At 61.0% G+C, this 15731-nt stretch carries 16 protein-coding genes; 10 read left to right on the top strand and 6 right to left on the bottom strand.

Annotated features, from left to right (window positions below; genetic code table 11):
* The first annotated feature begins 116 nt into the window (after positions 1-116).
* Positions 117-821, top strand: coding sequence for a GntR family transcriptional regulator (locus tag HH303_RS02705; RefSeq protein ID WP_169623656.1), 705 nt, complete (start codon positions 117-119; stop codon positions 819-821).
* A 19-nt stretch (positions 822-840) separates the two neighbouring features.
* Here HH303_RS02705 and HH303_RS02700 read toward each other — a convergent pair whose 3' ends face one another.
* Complete coding sequence (locus tag HH303_RS02700; protein WP_169623655.1) at positions 841-1644, bottom strand: response regulator transcription factor; 804 nt, start codon at positions 1642-1644, stop codon at positions 841-843.
* A gap of 116 nt (positions 1645-1760) precedes the next feature.
* Between HH303_RS02700 and HH303_RS02695 the strand changes: the two genes are divergently transcribed.
* The 9 genes from HH303_RS02695 to HH303_RS02655 all read left to right on the top strand — a co-directional run bounded on the left by HH303_RS02695 (position 1761) and on the right by HH303_RS02655 (position 10396).
* Positions 1761-3104: a glutamine synthetase family protein gene (locus HH303_RS02695; RefSeq protein WP_169623654.1), complete on the top strand. Its 1344-nt coding sequence runs from the start codon at positions 1761-1763 to the stop codon at positions 3102-3104.
* Between the two features lie 38 nt (positions 3105-3142).
* Positions 3143-4285 (top strand): ABC transporter substrate-binding protein, encoded by a 1143-nt coding sequence (locus tag HH303_RS02690; RefSeq protein WP_169623653.1) that lies wholly within the window; start codon positions 3143-3145, stop codon positions 4283-4285.
* 83 nt (positions 4286-4368) lie between these two features.
* The gene (locus HH303_RS02685; protein WP_169623652.1) at positions 4369-5463 is read left to right on the top strand and encodes an ABC transporter ATP-binding protein; all 1095 of its coding nucleotides are present in this window, start codon (positions 4369-4371) and stop codon (positions 5461-5463) included.
* A gap of 2 nt (positions 5464-5465) precedes the next feature.
* Positions 5466-6341, top strand: coding sequence for an ABC transporter permease (locus HH303_RS02680; protein WP_169623651.1), 876 nt, complete (start codon positions 5466-5468; stop codon positions 6339-6341).
* Positions 6338-7174 (top strand): ABC transporter permease, encoded by an 837-nt coding sequence (locus tag HH303_RS02675; protein ID WP_169623650.1) that lies wholly within the window; start codon positions 6338-6340, stop codon positions 7172-7174. Before HH303_RS02680 ends, HH303_RS02675 begins: the two co-directional genes overlap by 4 nt.
* 19 nt (positions 7175-7193) lie before the next feature.
* Entirely contained in the window at positions 7194-8390 is a 1197-nt protein-coding gene (locus HH303_RS02670; protein ID WP_169623649.1) for an iron-containing alcohol dehydrogenase, read from the top strand.
* Positions 8391-8488: 98 nt separating this feature from the next.
* On the top strand, positions 8489-9223 hold the full coding sequence (locus HH303_RS02665; protein ID WP_169623648.1) for a DUF6134 family protein: 735 nt from the start codon (positions 8489-8491) through the stop codon (positions 9221-9223).
* Positions 9216-9974, top strand: a complete 759-nt coding sequence (locus HH303_RS02660; protein WP_169623647.1) for an SDR family NAD(P)-dependent oxidoreductase — start codon at positions 9216-9218, stop codon at positions 9972-9974. Before HH303_RS02665 ends, HH303_RS02660 begins: the two co-directional genes overlap by 8 nt.
* Entirely contained in the window at positions 9971-10396 is a 426-nt protein-coding gene (locus HH303_RS02655) for a nuclear transport factor 2 family protein (RefSeq protein ID WP_169623646.1), read from the top strand. The genes HH303_RS02660 and HH303_RS02655 overlap by 4 nt, the downstream gene beginning before the upstream one ends.
* On the opposite strand, the gene HH303_RS02650 is transcribed toward HH303_RS02655, so the two are convergent.
* Genes HH303_RS02650 through HH303_RS02630 form a run of 5 tightly spaced genes read right to left on the bottom strand, consistent with a single transcriptional unit; the run spans position 10341 to position 15680 of the window.
* Positions 10341-10943, bottom strand: coding sequence for a DUF3833 domain-containing protein (locus tag HH303_RS02650; RefSeq protein WP_169623645.1), 603 nt, complete (start codon positions 10941-10943; stop codon positions 10341-10343). The genes HH303_RS02655 and HH303_RS02650 overlap by 56 nt on opposite strands.
* The gene (locus tag HH303_RS02645; RefSeq protein WP_169623644.1) at positions 10913-12307 is read right to left on the bottom strand and encodes an MFS transporter; all 1395 of its coding nucleotides are present in this window, start codon (positions 12305-12307) and stop codon (positions 10913-10915) included. Before HH303_RS02645 ends, HH303_RS02650 begins: the two co-directional genes overlap by 31 nt.
* A complete protein-coding gene (locus HH303_RS02640; protein WP_169623643.1) occupies positions 12304-13536 on the bottom strand; it encodes an SAM-dependent methyltransferase in 1233 nt (410 codons plus the stop codon). The genes HH303_RS02645 and HH303_RS02640 overlap by 4 nt, the downstream gene beginning before the upstream one ends.
* Before the next feature lie 6 nt (positions 13537-13542).
* On the bottom strand, positions 13543-14334 hold the full coding sequence (locus HH303_RS02635) for a DUF1365 domain-containing protein (protein ID WP_169623642.1): 792 nt from the start codon (positions 14332-14334) through the stop codon (positions 13543-13545).
* Complete coding sequence (locus HH303_RS02630) at positions 14331-15680, bottom strand: NAD(P)/FAD-dependent oxidoreductase (protein ID WP_319637288.1); 1350 nt, start codon at positions 15678-15680, stop codon at positions 14331-14333. Before HH303_RS02630 ends, HH303_RS02635 begins: the two co-directional genes overlap by 4 nt.
* Positions 15681-15731 lie beyond the last annotated feature (51 nt).

Raw genomic sequence — 15731 nt, 5'->3', positions numbered from 1 at the left:
CTCCGGATAAAAAATCGAAAATGTTCATGGGTCAATAAAAATATCGATATTTTTAAAAATCTCGATATTTTTGACGAAGACTGTTAAGACAGCCGCATAACAAGGTTCGGTGGAATATGACGACGATTATGGTCGATCCCGGTCCGGAAGCACCGGAACGCACAATCGCGGAGCGTGCCTATCGCCTGCTGCGCGACGACATCATTTCAGGGGACCTTGCCCCCGGTCTGAAGCTGAAAATCGAAATGCTGCGGCAACGCTACGGTTTGGGCGCGGCACCGATTCGGGAGGCGCTGGCCCGCCTGTCCAGCGACCATCTGGTCCGGCTGGAAGGGCAGCGTGGCTGCGAGGTCGTGCCGATGTCGGTCGCCGACGCGCGGGATGTCGGCCATGTCCGGAAGATGCTGGAGGCCGAAGCCCTGCGCATTTCCATCGCCAACGGGGACGATGCTTGGGAAGCGGATGTCATTGCCGCCTTTCACCGGTTGGAAAGTATTGAACGCAAGATCAATCAGGGCATCGACGATCTGGCCGAATGGGAAAGGCGCAACAAGCAATTCCATGTCGCGCTGGTCGCGGCCTGCGATTCACCCTGGCTGTTCCGTCTGCGCCGCCAAGTCTTCGATCAGCATGAACGCTATCGCCGACTGTCGCGCGTGCGCACGGTGCGAACCCGCGATATCAGCCTGGAACACCGCGCGCTGTTCGAGGCTGCGTTGGACCGCGATATCGAAAAGGCCGTCACCGTGATCGGCGCGCATATTCAGGGAACGACCGACGCGGTGTCCAATGCGTTGAGCACTGGGAGCAAGCACAGCTAACGTTCAGAATGTCCGGTTTCTAAGCCGCCGCCGAGGTCGACAATTCGCGAATGAACATCGCGAACAGTTCCGACTGATTGGAAATTTCCAGCTTCTGATGGATGTTCTTGCGGTGAATTTTCACCGTGCCGGGCGAGATGCTGAGGCTGTCCGCAATCGATACATTCGAATGGCCGCGCAGGATCAGGGAGGTGATCTCGATTTCCCGCGGCGTCAGGATGCCGAAGCTCATGCGGTTCAGCGTCTCGTTGATCGGGTCCTGCCGCCGTTCCGCGCCGCTGGGTGCACCGGGGCCGTACTCGTCGCGGCCCCAATGATTTTCCGCCATCAGGCGCAGTAGCGGTTCCACGTCGCGGATCGCCGTCAGGTCCCGTCGTCCGAAGACGGGGGCGCTGACCGGGCGCGTCAGGCTGATGACGACGCCGGTCCAGTTGCGCGGGCGGCAGACGATCCCGACCTCGTCCCGGATGCCGGTCAGGACATAGTGATGTTTGTAATATTCCGAACTGTAAAAATGGTCGGGGGCCATGGTCTTCAGGCGGCGGACGCCGGAGACCTTCAAATCCATCGCCGCGCTATAGAACGGGTCCAACAGATAGGGGCCGGAGGCATAGGCGTCGATCACCGTCTTCGATCGGTTGGGCTCCATGTTGTGGTAACAGCCGATCGGTCTTTCCGCGCCGCAATAGCCGAAGACCATCAGGATGTCGAAATCCAGGATGGTGCGCAGCGCCGCTTCCACCTTCTCCGGAAAATCATCCGTCCCCAGAGCGTTGAAGGCCGCTGCAGCCGCAGCATTCCAAGCGCCAAACAGTTTATCCAACGATCACCTTCTCCCGCCCGCCGCTTCGGTGACACAGAACCGTAAAATATCACGATCGGGATATTTCGGTGCATTCGCGACGGGCCTAGGCTTTATCAAACACCGAGAAAAAAGATATGTCCAAGATAAGCGATCCTTCTTCCCTCTTTGAACAAAAACTCCAGGAAACCGGGGCCCGTTCCGTCCATATCGGCATGGTCGACCCGGAAGGCGAATTCCGCGACAAGCTCGTTTCCGCCGACAAGGCGGTGAAACTGGCCAAGAACGGTTATCTGTTCTGCGAAGTTCTATATTTCTGGGACATCGCCGAAAAGACCTTCCGCGACGGATCTTTCGTCGACCGGCCGGCCACGCTGCATGCCGATACGGTGCGCGCCTATCCCTTCGCCGAGGATACGGCCCTGTGCCTCGCCGATTTCACGGGCGATTTCGGGCGTCGGTCGCCGCGCAATGTCTGTCAGGCGCAGATGGACAAGGCGGCGGATATGGGGTTCGACGTTTTTTCCGCCTTTGAATTCGAATTCTTCGTTTTCGACGAAACGGCGGAAAGCCTGCGCGCCAAGCAATACCGCGACTTGACCCATTTCGCGCAGGGGAACCGCACCTATTCGCTCGGCACCTCCGCGCTTCACGGCGATCTCCTCCAAGGGTTGGACGATACGATGTCCACGATGGGCATCGCGCTGGACGCCATCCATACGGAACTGGGGCCGGGCTGCTTCGAGGCGCCGCTGACCTATGCGAAGGGGATGAAGGCGCCGGACGATGCGATGTTGTTCAAGAACTTCGCCCGCGCCTATTTCGCGCGCCACGGCAAGACGGTCAGTTTCATGTCCAAGCTGTCGCCGAATCTGTCGGGGCAGTCGGGGCATCTGCATGTTTCCCTGCGCGACAAATCCGGCAATCCGGTGTTCGCCGACCCGTCGGCGCCGGATGGATTGAGCGAGACCGCCCGCCATTTTATCGGCGGTTTGACGGCGCTGATGCCGGAACTGCTGGCCATGTGTTCGTCCACGGTGAATGCCTATAAGCGTCTGGTGCCAGGGGCCTGGGCCCCGACCGCGTCGAATTGGGGCGTGCAGAACCGCACCGCCGCCGTTCGCGTCATCAACGACGCGCCGGAATCGACCCGTGTCGAATTCCGCGTGCCGTCCGCCGATACCAATCCCTATCTGGCGCTGGCGCTTTTGATCGGGGCCGGCTTGCACGGCATCCGTAACGGCATGGAACCGTCGCCCGGCAGCGGCGAGGATTTCTATGCCACGACACCGAAACCCGACGCGGTCTTTCCGCGGGATCTGCACGAAGCCTCTGCCCGGCTGCGGGAGAGTTCGGTTGCGCGCGACATTTTCGGTGACGACTTCGTCGACAGCTTCACAGAAAGCCGCGACGTCGAATTCGCTGAATATCAGAAACAGGTGAGTGAATGGGAGATAAGGCGGTACCTGGGGGTCGTCTGATCCGTGCCTTATCGCGTGAAGAACGAAAGGAACGTAAAATGACAAAGCGAATTGCAGGTAATGGCCCTGTCATGGGCGAATTGAACCGCCGCACGATGCTGAAAGGCATGGGTGGTCTGGGTATCGCGGCGGCGGCCGGGGGATTCCCTCAAGGGGCCTTCGCGTCCGAAAGCCTGAACTACATGTGCTGGGAAGGGTATAACGCGCCGTCGATTCTGGAGCCGTTCCAGAAGCGCAACGACGCGACGGTCTCCATCGATCTGATCACCGACTCCGCCGGCGGCTTCGCCAAGCTGGCAGCCGGTGCGTATCGCGAATTCGATCTCGTCTCGTCGGACAGCCCGTGGATTCAGCGCATGGGCCCGGCGGGCTTCTGCCGCTTCATCGACGATAACGACTTCGCCAAGCAATATTCGGATTTCTATCCGCAGTTCCGCGCACCGTTCGAACCGCTGCAGTTCGACGGCAAGGCGACGGGCCTGCCGACGCGTTGGGGCTGGGTCGGTCCGACGGTGAACACGAAATTCGACAAGCTGGAAACCTGGTCCAGCTACGCGCCGGTTTTCGACGCGGCCTATAAGGACAAAATCTGCCTGCTGGATTGGGGCGATTGGCCGATCATGCCGCTGGTCCTCTATGCCGGGATCAACCCGTATGAAGAACTCGACCAGGCGGCCCTGGACGAAGTCCGCACGGTCCTGCGCGCGGCGTTCAAGAATACCCGCGCCATCGTCGGCGACCTTGCCGTCGCGCAGAAAGGCCTGCTGGACGGATCGTTCCGGGCGCTGATCGGCGGCGGTACCTACTGCACGTCCTCGCTGCGCCTGAAGGGCCACGACTATATCCAGTCGATCGTGCCGGATCCGAAGGACGGGTTGAAGCAGGGCATCATCTGGATGGAAGCCACCGGCCTGATCGACAACGGCAAGGACTCCAAGGTCGCCGCGGACTTCCTGAAATACATTGTGTCCCCGGCCGTCGCCAAGGAATTGGCGATCACGGACGCCACCTGCAACCTGGTTCCGAACCAGAAGGCCGAAGCCCTGTTCTCCGACGCGGAGAAATCGGCCCTGCAGATGGATTACATGTGGACCGCCTGGGACAACAGTCAGTTCCATACCGTCGCGCCGAATATCGATGATATGCTGGCGATCTGGCAGGAGGAATTGGCCGCGCGCTAAGCGGTCCGGCCGAAACAGGGGTGGGTCCGTCTTTCCGGCGGACCCACCCGTTGTCGTTCATTGGAATTTGAGGATTTTTCAGCTTGCCCACACCGATCATTGATGCCGTCGATATTGTGAAGGATTACGGGGCCAACCGCGCGTTGCACGGGGTTTCCCTGCAGGTCGGTGCGGGGGAATTCGTGGCGCTTGTCGGACCGTCAGGCTGCGGCAAGACCACATTGTTGAAAATTCTCGCAGGATTCGAAGATCCGACCGACGGGGGGTTGAAAATCCAGGGCAAGGACATGCGCGGCGTTCCGGCGGCGGCCCGCCCGACCCGCATGGTCTTTCAGAAACTGGCGCTGTTTCCGCATAAAAGCGTCGCCGACAATATCGGGTTTCCCCTGAAGCTTCAGAAAGTGGATGCGCCGACCGTCAAGGAACGTGTGCGCGCCATGTTGGATCTGATGCATCTGAAGCCGGAATATCTGGACCGGTTCCCGGCGCAATTGTCGGGCGGGGAGCAACAGCGCGTCGCGCTGGCCCGCGCCCTGGTCTCCCAGCCCAGCGTGCTGCTGCTGGACGAACCGATGAGCGCGCTGGACGCGAAGCTGAAGAAATCGCTACAGGCGGAATTGAAGAAGCTGCACCGTGAAATCGGCACCAGCTTCGTTCTCGTCACCCATGACCTGGAAGAGGCGATGATGCTGGCGGATCGCATCTGTGTGATGCGCGGCGGCAATGTCGTCCAGATCGGCACGCCCACCGATATCTACTATCGCCCCGCCAATATGTTCGTCGCGGGCTTCATCGGCGAAACCAATTTCCTGCCGGTCGATGTGGCGCGGAAGGGCGATGCGGCCACCGTGTCGTCCCCGCTGGTCGAAGGCCAACCGACCGACATGCCGGCCGATCATATTTCCCCCGATTTGACGGACAAGGGGCCGGCCCTGCTGGTCCGTCCGGAAACCATCCGTTTCGTGACGGGCGACCCCGAACCGGGGCTGTGGGTTCTGAACGGTATGGTCGATGAATTCTTCATCAAGGGATCGTCGACCCAATACCGTATCCGCGTCTCCGGTCTTGATGCGCCGCTGGTCATGGATCTGCCGGGATCCATCGTGCTGCCCGCGGAAGTGGGGCAGGCAGTGCGTGTCGCTTTCGATCCGTCCCGCGCCTTCCTGCTGTCGGAGTGACCATGAAGATCGAACGGAAATCCTGGACGGACCCGGTTCTGATCGGATCGGTTACGCCCCTGGCGGCGGTCATGCTGTTCTTCTTCGTCATCCCGCTGGTCATGACGACGGTGCTGACCTTCCAGACCACGCAGTACTACCGGCTGGCCTGGACCTGGGATCTGACCATTTGGACGGAGATTTTTTCCAAACCGCACTATTGGACGATCATGCTGCGCACGGTCAGTATGGCGCTGATCTGCGTCGTGCTGTCGGTGCTGATCGCCTATCCCTGTGCCTATGCACTGGCGACGCGGCTTAAGACCTACAGCACGCAAATCCAGATATTGATCATCTTTGCCTTCCTGACGGATGCGGTGTTGAAGACCTTCGGCTGGATTTTGGTCTTGGATAACAACGGCGTCCTGAACTGGCTGCTGGCGAAGGTCGGTTTCCCGCCGGAAACGTTGAACCTGCTCTATACGCCGACGGCAACGATGATCGGGATGCTGTATAACCTCGCGGTCTATCCGATGTTCACGATTTATTTGTCGCTGATGCGGATCGACCGGGATCTGATCCTGGCATCCTACGATGCCGGGGCGTCGCGCTTGCGGACCTTCTTCGAGGTGACGCTGCCCTTGTCCAAACCGGGCCTGTATTCCGGCGCGGTGCTGGTTTTCGTCTTGAGCCTCGGCGCGTTTCTGGAACCGCGTGTTCTCGGCGGCGGCACATCCCCGATGGCGTCGGAACTGATCCGACAGAGCTTCGAAACGCGGGTGAACTGGCCGCTAGGGGCGGCGCTGACCATCGTGCTGATCGTCATCGGTGCGCTGACGCTGGCGGCGTTCGGTTTCTTCACGTTGCGCCGGAAAGCGACCAAAGGGGGCGCCGCATGATGTCCGATCGTTTCAAAGGCGCCCTGGTCGATACGATGCTGATCGGCAGCATCGTGCTGCTGCTGTTGTTCTTCTATGCGCCGATCGCGACGCTGGTGGCGTTTTCCTTCTCGTCCAGCCGTGTCCTGTCCCTGCCGATGGAAGGGTTTTCCTTCGAATGGTACGGCGAATTGCTGGCCAAGCCGGACTTCCTGCCCGCCGTGACCAACTCCGCCGCCGTCGCCGCGGTATCGACCGTCTTCGCCACGGCGCTGGGTACGGCTGGGGCGGTCGCCTGGATTCGCTATCGCTTCCGACTGCAACGGGCCTTCCAGGTCGTGACCTTTGCGCCGTTGCTGTTTCCGCAATTGCTGCTTGGCGTCGTCATGTTGCTGTGGTTCTCCGTGCTGGGGAATTGGCTGAACTTCTCCACCGGGCTGGTTACCGTCATCATCGGGCATATCGTCTATATCACGCCCTTCGCGCTGGTGATCGTGGCGGTGCAGGTCTTCGGTTTCGACGACACGCTGGAGGATGCGGCCCGCGACGCCGGGGCCAATGGATGGCAGGTGTTTCGGGAAATCACGCTGCCGCTGCTGTGGCCGGGTATCTTTTCCGCCGCGATTTTCGCCTTCCTGCTGTCCTGGGGGAACTTCTACGTTTCTTATTCCCTAGCCGGGACGGCGCGGACATTGCCGATCTTCGTCTATAGCGGGATCGCCGTCGGCTCGTCGCCGATCTACCCGGCGCTGGCCACCCTGAACCTCGTTCCGGCATTGCTGCTGGTCGCGTTTGCCGAATTCATGCGGCGGCGCGCGTTGAAGCGCCAATCCGCCGCCGTTCCAACCGCGTAAGACAATCAAGGACCCCAACATGACGAGCGTACCCCAGAGCACCGCGAGCAATTGGAGCTTCCCGACCCCCGTCCGTTTCGGCAAGGGCCGGATCGGCGAATTGGCCGATATGGTCCGCGACCTGAAGCGCAAGCGGCCCCTGGTCGTCACAGATGCGGGTATGAAGGACCTGTTTCCGGTCCAACGGGCGCTGGAGGTGCTGAAGGCGGGGGGACTTGCTGCCGATTTGTACTGGAATGTGAAGCCGAACCCGACCGGGACCAATGTCGACGACGGCGTCCGCGTGTTTTTCGACGGTCGGCATGACTGCATCGTCGCCATCGGCGGCGGCAGTGCGTTGGACGCGGCGAAGGCCATCGCGCTGATGGCCCGGCAGACCATCCCGATGTGGGACCTGGAAGATATCGGCGACAACTGGAAACGCGCGTCGATGACCGACCCCGTGCCGCTGATCGCGCTTTCGACAACGGCGGGAACGGGGTCCGAATTCGGCCGGTCTTCCGTCATCACCCATGAAGGCGAACAGCGGAAGGTTATCGTTTTTCACCCGCGTATGATGCCGGACCTCGTCGTCATGGACCCGGAACTGACGGTTGGCCTGCCGCCGCATGTGACGGCGGCGACCGGTATGGACGCCCTGTCCCATGCGCTGGAAGGGTACAGCGCGCCCGGTTTCCATCCGATGGCGGAAGGCGTTGCCCTGAACGCGATGCGGATCGTCAAGGACTGGCTGCCGGTCGCGGTGGCGAATAGTGCCGACTTGGAAGCCCGTGGCCAGATGTTGGTCGCGTCCGGTATGGGTGGGGTTGCCTTGCAGAAGGGGTTGGGTGCGATCCATGCCCTGGCCCATCCGTTGGGCGCGCTTTACGACGTGCATCACGGCCTGCTGAATGCGGTTCTGATGCCCTATGTCCTGCGCTTCAATATGCCGGTGATCGAAGGGAAACTGTCGGTTCTGGCCCGGTTCCTGGACCTGCCGTCACACACGGCGGATGGCGTCGTCGACTGGATCGAAGACTTGCGGCGCGAATTGTCCATTCCGAACACCTTGGCCGATATGGGGTTGACCGATATCGCCGTGGACCGGGTGTGCGAGATGGGCGCGAAAGATCCCTGTGCGGGCGGGAATCCGGTGCCGTTGGACCCGGCCGGGCTGCGATCGATCCTTGTGGAGGCGATGGGCGCGTCGGTTCCGCGGAACGTCGCGGCATCTTAAATCGCCGTATTGGATGCGATCGGCAAAATATTGTCTGATCCGCCGCCCCCCATCATCCGTAGAAAGGAATGGATGTCCTTTCACGATGATGAGGGATCATGGTTTCCGTCCGAAGAACAGGTATAGCGGTTTTTGCCTTCTGGGCTGGCCTGTGTGCCCTGGCCGCGCCGGTTGCCGCATATGGCGGGAAGCCGGCGGGCGGGCGCGCGGACCAGGTCGCGGCGCTTTATGGCGACCGAATCGCCTTCGACGTTTTCCGAAACGGTAGCCCGGTCGGATCGCATACCGTCCTGTTCCGAGATACGCCCGAGGGCTTGCATGTCGATGTCGATTTCAGGGTCGATATCACGATGCTGGGACTGACAGTTTACGAATATCGGTACCGGTCGAAAGCGCTGTGGCGCGACGGGTGGCTCGACGCGATAACGGCCACAGTGGATGACGATGGCGATTTCTCGGAAATACGAGCGGTAAAGGATGGCGGCAGGTTCCGTATTGAGGCCGGGTCGGAAGCAGGGATTGCGGACGCCCCGCTTTTCCCCACCAACCATTGGAACGCGGATGTTCTGACGCAAAGCCGGGTGCTGAATACCCTGACCGGAACGGTCGCGGATGTGACCATTGACACAGTCGGGCGCGAAGACGTCGCGACGGAACGCGGCTTGGTTTCGGCCACCCATTATACCTATAGCGGCGATGTGGAGGCGGAAGTCTGGTACGACGATGCCGGGCGCTGGGTCCGCCTGCGCTTCAAGGGGCCGGACGGGTCGGACTTCGATTATCGCTGCCGTCTGTGCCAAGGCATGACGGTGGGAAGTGCGGCGAATGACTGATCGTCAGCAGGTAGCCTGGGTAACGGGGGCCGGGAAGGGGATTGGCCGCGCGGTCGCCCGCAAACTGGCGCAGGACAATTGGCGTGTCGCGGTCAGCGCGCGCACGCGGGCCGATCTGGACAGTCTGGCGGCGGAATGCCCGGCCGGGTCGATTGAGGTCTTTCCCGTCGATATTACCGACAGGGATGCGATTTTCGAGACGGTCGCCGCCATCGAAGCGACGATGGGCCCGCTGGCCCTCACCGTATTGAACGCGGGAACCCACGCGCCGATGCAGGCAGTGGATTTCGATATCGATGCCTTCCGGAAACTGTGTGACGTGAACCTGATGGGCAATGTCCATTGCCTGGGGGCATTGATGCCGCGCTTCATCGAACGCGGCCGCGGGACGTTGGCTGTCGTCGCATCCGTCGCAGGCTACCGGGGCCTGCCGACATCCGCCGCCTATGGCGCGACCAAGGCCGGGCTGATCAATATGTGCGAGGCGCTGCAGCCGGACCTTGCCCGCCATGGCGTCGATCTGAAACTGATCAATCCGGGCTTCGTCGAAACGCCACTGACGGACCGTAACGAATTTCCAATGCCTTTCCTGATCACGGCGGAGCGTGCAGCCGATGCGATTGTCAAAGGTTTGAAGGGGCGGGCCTTCGAAATCGCCTTTCCCTGGCGGTTCGCGGTGATCATGAAACTGATGCGGTTGCTGCCGAACCGATTGCTGTTTTCCCTGACCCGGCGGATGATCCCCGAATGACCACGCCTGCGGAACGGTACAAGCACTTCCTGGAAACGCTGAGCCCCGAGCGGTTGTCCGATCTGGACGGTATCGCGACGGCGGATGTTTGCTTCAAGGACCCGTTCAACGACGTGCGTGGCGTCGATGCGATGCGGGCGGTGTTTGAGCATATGTACCGCGAATTGGGGGAGGTTCGTTTTCAGGTCCGTCGCATGCTCAGCGACGGCGATACCTGCCTCCTGGAATGGCGTTTCGACTCCACTCTGCGCGGACAGCCATGGACCTTCGACGGGATGAGCATTGTGGAATTCGCCCCGGACGGGCTCGTTCGGTCCCATATCGATCATTGGGACGCCGCCGGGGCGTTTTACGAGCGCCTGCCGGTTATCGGCTGGCTGTTATCGCGGATACGCCGGAAGGTTGGCGTTCGTCATCGTTGACGGCGCTGTCCAGTGCATTCGACCGCTTGACGAAGGCCAGGGTCACCGTTCCGATCTCGATACCGAATTTCGATACGGTCGCCCGGTTCATCATGACGTCCTGGGTCAACAGGAACATCCAATCGTCGAACCGGACGCGCAGGCTGCCGTCGCCCACTTTCAGGTCCATGGTATAGCGCCAGTTCAGGGCGTTGCCATAGGATTCCCCGATCGCCGTGCCGATAATATCGTCGGCCGATCCTTCATAGAGATGCGGGCCTTTCTTGCGGATCGTCCAGACCCGCCGATCCTTTTCCCCGTCGGAATAGGTAAATCGTTCGTCCAGGACCAGAACATCGCCGTCCCAGGTCCCGTCTATCGTCACCGTGAATTGACGGCGCAATGTTCCGAACCGGTCTTCGAATAGGCCATAGGCTTCTACGCGGCCGTTGAAATAGTCTTCAATGGCCAGCTTCGGGGTGGTGTTTTCAAAATCTGTCGGTTTCATTGTCGAACATCCATTCACTGCCAGGACCGTTACGAACAGGGCGAATAGGCGCTGCCACATGGCGGCATCCTCCGGGTTGAGTGTCGGGAGAGGGCGGCGAGCCGCCGTTGCACGGTGCCGTGCCGGACCGCGCCCAGCGGGAAGCCCCACATGAAGGCGGTGGTCAGGAGTTTGATCGCGACCGGCAGGACCGCGTAGACCGCAACCAGCGCCGTTAGCCCCGATGCCGTCGGTGCCTCAGGGTCGAAACCCAACCAGACCACGCCGGGAAGCGCGATCCCCGCCGACCCCGCGAGCGCGAGTTTCGTCCCCATGCCCCAGAAGGCGAAGATCAGACCTTCCCGCCGGTATCCGGTGCGCAACCGGTCGTAGTCCGCGACATCGGCTTGAATGGCGGGCGGCAGGGCGAGATCCGCACCGAACGCCGCGCCGGTCAAAAGGCAGATCGCGGCGAATCCCAGGATCGCCCCGTCGGGTAATAGGGGCACGCACAGGAAGGCGAGGCTGGCCATCGCCATCGCGCCGCACCAGATTCGATGTTTGTCGAAACGACGGGTCAGCCAAAGCCACAGAGGAATTCCGGCAACGGCGGCGGCGAAATAGATCAGGATCAGCACTGTGCTTTCCGAGGCCGTCGCACCCAGACCGAATTCCAGATAGACCATGAACAGCGCGGCGGGAATGCCATTTGCCAATCCGTTCATGAACCACGCGGTCAACAGGCGCAGAAATAGCCTATTCTTGAACAGTCGGTGCAGGCCACGCCGCATTTCGGAAAGCGGCTGTTCCATTCCCGACGGCGCGGCGTCATCCGGCACGAAGGCCAACGCAGCGGTCAAGAAAATCGCGCCGACGGTCACGGTGGCTAAAACCACGGCTTGCAGCGCCATGCCGTTGGTTCCGCCGGCATTAACGATCGCCGCCGACAGGGCGCTGGCGCCGATGATACCCAGAAGTCCCGCCCCCTCCCGCCAGGAGGTGACACGTGCCCGGTCGCGGTAGTTTTCGGTCAGTTCCGCGCCCCAGGCCAGATAGGGGACCGCAACCATGGTCCAACCGGTATAGAGGACGATGGACCAAAACAGCAAATATGCCAGCCCGTCCCCGGGATCGGGTGCCAGGACGTTCCAAAGACCGATCCCTGCGATAACCGATCCGACCGCGATCCAAGGTTTCCGGCGCATCCGACCGATACTGCTACGGTCGCTGAGCGCCCCGATAATCGGGTCCGTGACCGTGTCGAAGGCGCGAGCGATCAGCAGAACGGCCCCGACCGCCGCAAGCCCCAATCCCTGATCGATGCCGTAAAGGGAGGGCAGCGCGATATAGACTGGAATGGTCGGCAATGCGATCGCGAAACCCGGCAACGCATAGGGCACCAGGATGCGCCGAAGCAGGGTGGAGTGTGCCGCCGTCTGTGTCATCGTTCCAGGACGAATTGACCGACGTCGATCCGACCGGCGTCGAACCCGACCTCGCAGTATTTCAGATAATAATGCCACATGCGGCGGAACCGTTCGTCGAACCCCAACTTTCGGATGGCCGACCATTGGGCGGTGAAGTCGCGGTCCCAGCGGCGCAGGGTTTCGGCATAGGACGGGCCGAAGAAGAAGGAGTCCGACAGGGTCAGCCCGGATTGCGCCACGGCCTCCCCGAAAACCTTCGGCGACGGCAGCATGCCGCCGGGGAAGATATAGCGCTGGATGAAGTCCGGCGATGCGCGATAGGCATCGAAACCGTCATCGGCGATGGTGATGCTCTGCAACGCCGCCTTGCCCCCCGGTTTCAGACGGGCCTTCAGCGTGCCGAAATAGACGGGCCAATAGGCCTGACCGACCGCTTCGAACATTTCGATGGAGGCGATCTTGTCGAAACGCCCATCGACGTCGCGATAATCCTGCAACCGGATTTCGACCTGGTCGGACAAGCCGTTCAGGATCATGCGGTCGCGGCTGTAACGCGCCTGTTCATGGGACAGCGTCAAGCCGGTTACGCGGCATCCATGGTTTCGAGCCGCATATTCCGCGAACCCGCCCCAACCACAGCCGATTTCCAGGATATGGTCGCCGTCTTGCAGGTCCAGCATTTCGGCCATGCGCGCATATTTACGCTGCTGGGCGATTTCCATCGGTTCGTCCATATCCTCGAATATCGCCGATGAATAGGACATCGTCTGATCCAGCCATGGGGTATAGAAATCGTTCCCCAGGTCGTAATGGGCCGCAATGTTACGGCGGCTGCCGCGACGGCTGTTGGCGCGCAGCCGATGGCGCAGGCGGTTCACGAGCTCAAGAGCACCGATCCGGCGTACCGATCCGGCGAAAGCCGCCTCGTTCCGGAGCCCTAAGTCCAGCAAGACCTTCAAATCCGGCGTGTCCCATTCGCCGGCCATGTATCCCTCGGCAAAGCCCAAATCGCCCGCCGTCAACAATCGGGTTACGGCGCGATTGTCGGCGATCGACAGCATGGCATCCGGCCCTTGCTGTTTCCCGGCAACGTGAAGGCGCGCACCGGACGGGAAATCGACGGTCAGGCGGCCGGTTTCGATGTTCTTCAAGCCACGGGCCAACAGCATTTCCCGAAGGCCGGACGGTTTCGCTACCGATGTCCGCCGCGCATTCGGTGTCGCCAAGTTCGTAAAGGTGTCTTCCATGGTCGATCAAACCCCGTTGGTCGGTTTTTGTTGGAAACTGGCCTGGACCGGCGATGCCGCCGGGACATGGGCGAAAACGGGCATGCCCTTCAGCCACAGTTTCAGGGCCTCCCAATGAATGGCCGCCATTATCTTCACTGTCATGAAGGGGAACCGCGCCAATAGCCCGACCGCGGACCATTTCGTCAGCGCCCGCCGCTTGCCCGCAAATCCCGCATACAGGAACGGCCCGGCCGCGTCCTCCTGCCGGATATGGATGCCGATCGCCTCACCGGGTGGGGTGATGCGGAAGCGGTAGGTCGCCTCCATCCCGATGAAAGGCGACACGTACAGCGCCTTGTCGCAGGTCTGGCGGACCGATCCCTGCCTATCGCTGGATACGGGGATCACATAGGTATGGCGTTCCTTGAACGTGTTGCAGACCTCATACAGGATCGCCGCCAATTCCCCGGATCGGCGATAGCAGAAATAGACGCTCAACGGATTGAAGACATAGCCCGCGATGCGGGGGTAGCAGAGCAACAGGATCGGTCCGCCGTCGAAATCGATTCCCGCGTCTTTCAGGCGATCCATGGCCCAGGCCTTCAGCGACCCGCCATCCGCCGGTCCGTGATCGCGATCGAAGAAACTGATCGGCGCGGACCGGTTGTAGCCGAAGAACGGCATGCCGCGGTCGAGGACCGGAAGCTCGTCCAAATCGATCAACATCGAAAAGACGGAATAGGAAAGGCGATGCGCGCGCGGGCGATGGCGCGTATGGACGACCCGACCTTCATAGAGTGCCGATGCGAATGTCATTCCGCCGCCGCCCGTTCGATTGTCGTGACATGGATACGGCCGTTCTCGTCCGCCACCTGCCAGGGACGGCGCAGTCCGCCCAATTGTTCGGCGGCAGCCAGTCCCGATTGAAGCGCGTCTTCATGGAAGCCATAACCGAAATAGCTGCCGCAATACCAGGTCCGCCGGTGTCCCTGCAGGGACCAAAGGCGCGATTGTGTTTTCAAGGCTGCGGTGTCGAAGAAAGGATGCTCGTATTCCGTTTCGTACAGGATCGAATCCGATTGCGGTTCGTGATTGGGGTTCAATGTGACGAAGAACTGTTTCGACGACGGCAGGGATTGCAGGCGGTTCATCCAATAGGTGACGCAGATCGGCGCGTCGGCCTGGTCGCGCGAGTCTTCCAGGAAATTCCAACTGGACCAGATATTCCGGCGTTTCGGCATCAGGGATGTATCGCTGTGCAGGACGGCCCGGTTCTTCGTATATCGCCAGGGGCCGAGGAGCGCCCGTTCCCGGTCGTCCGCGTCCCCCAGCAGACGCAGGCTTTCATCCGCATGACTGGCCAGGACGACGGCGTCGAACCGGTCTACCTGTCCCCGGCTGTCATGGATTTCCACATGATCCGGATGCCGAAGGACTTTTACGGCGGCGTCAAAGCGGATGCGGTCGCGGTAGGATTCCGTCAGTTTTTCGACATAGCGGCGCGATCCGCCGGTGACGGTCCGCCATTGCGGACGGTCGACCAGTTCGAACAATCCGTGACTGACGAAGAAGCGGATGAAGGCCTTCGCCGGATAGGCCCGCATTTCAAGCGCGGAGGTCGACCATATCGCCGCCCCGATAGGCAGCAGGTGATCGGATATGAACGCGTCCGAATAACCGTGTCGGTCCAGGTAGTCGCCGAGGCTCATCCCGTCGTCCGGTTCGTTCAGGAAGGCGGGGGCGTTTTTATAGAAATGCAGCAGGTCGCGCACCATGCGCCAGAAACGGGGACGAAGGACGTTCGTTCGTTGCCCGATAAGCCCATTGATGTCAGACCCGGAATATTCCAGTCCCCCGCCATCGACGGAGGCCGCGAAGGACATGTCGCTTGCATCCGTATCGACGCCGAGATGCGCGAACAATGCCGTCAGGTTGGGATAATTACGCTCGTTATAGACGATGAAGCCGGTATCCACCGGCAGCTTTTCCGACGATAGGGATGCTTCCACCGTATTCGAGTGACCGCCGATCCGGGGCTCCTTTTCGTAGACGGTGACGTCATGGCCCTGGTTCAGCAGCCAGGTCGCGGACATACCGGCAATGCCGGTTCCGACCACGGCGATCTTGTAATGGGACTTCGGGGGGGGATGGCCAGCGGACACTGTTTCACAAACTCCTGATCGGGCAAGTTTCGTTCTTGGTACGGGTCGATT

This window comes from Pacificispira spongiicola (assembly GCF_012926505.1).
GTDB classification, from domain to species: Bacteria; Pseudomonadota; Alphaproteobacteria; order UBA8366; family Aestuariispiraceae; genus Pacificispira; species Pacificispira spongiicola.
Note: the sequence above shows the minus strand (reverse complement) of the source record. Positions and strands in the feature narration are given on the sequence as shown.

Coding starts and splice junctions, on each gene's coding strand:
- HH303_RS02705 (WP_169623656.1), top strand. CDS start 117: ATGACGACGATTATGGTCGATCCCGGTCCGGAAGCACCGGAACGCACA.
- HH303_RS02695 (WP_169623654.1), top strand. CDS start 1,761: ATGTCCAAGATAAGCGATCCTTCTTCCCTCTTTGAACAAAAACTCCAG.
- HH303_RS02690 (WP_169623653.1), top strand. CDS start 3,143: ATGACAAAGCGAATTGCAGGTAATGGCCCTGTCATGGGCGAATTGAAC.
- HH303_RS02680 (WP_169623651.1), top strand. CDS start 5,466: ATGAAGATCGAACGGAAATCCTGGACGGACCCGGTTCTGATCGGATCG.
- HH303_RS02675 (WP_169623650.1), top strand. CDS start 6,338: ATGATGTCCGATCGTTTCAAAGGCGCCCTGGTCGATACGATGCTGATC.
- HH303_RS02670 (WP_169623649.1), top strand. CDS start 7,194: ATGACGAGCGTACCCCAGAGCACCGCGAGCAATTGGAGCTTCCCGACC.
- HH303_RS02665 (WP_169623648.1), top strand. CDS start 8,489: ATGGTTTCCGTCCGAAGAACAGGTATAGCGGTTTTTGCCTTCTGGGCT.
- HH303_RS02660 (WP_169623647.1), top strand. CDS start 9,216: ATGACTGATCGTCAGCAGGTAGCCTGGGTAACGGGGGCCGGGAAGGGG.
- HH303_RS02655 (WP_169623646.1), top strand. CDS start 9,971: ATGACCACGCCTGCGGAACGGTACAAGCACTTCCTGGAAACGCTGAGC.
- HH303_RS02650 (WP_169623645.1), bottom strand. CDS start 10,943: ATGTGGCAGCGCCTATTCGCCCTGTTCGTAACGGTCCTGGCAGTGAAT.
- HH303_RS02645 (WP_169623644.1), bottom strand. CDS start 12,307: ATGACACAGACGGCGGCACACTCCACCCTGCTTCGGCGCATCCTGGTG.
- HH303_RS02640 (WP_169623643.1), bottom strand. CDS start 13,536: ATGGAAGACACCTTTACGAACTTGGCGACACCGAATGCGCGGCGGACA.
- HH303_RS02635 (WP_169623642.1), bottom strand. CDS start 14,334: ATGACATTCGCATCGGCACTCTATGAAGGTCGGGTCGTCCATACGCGC.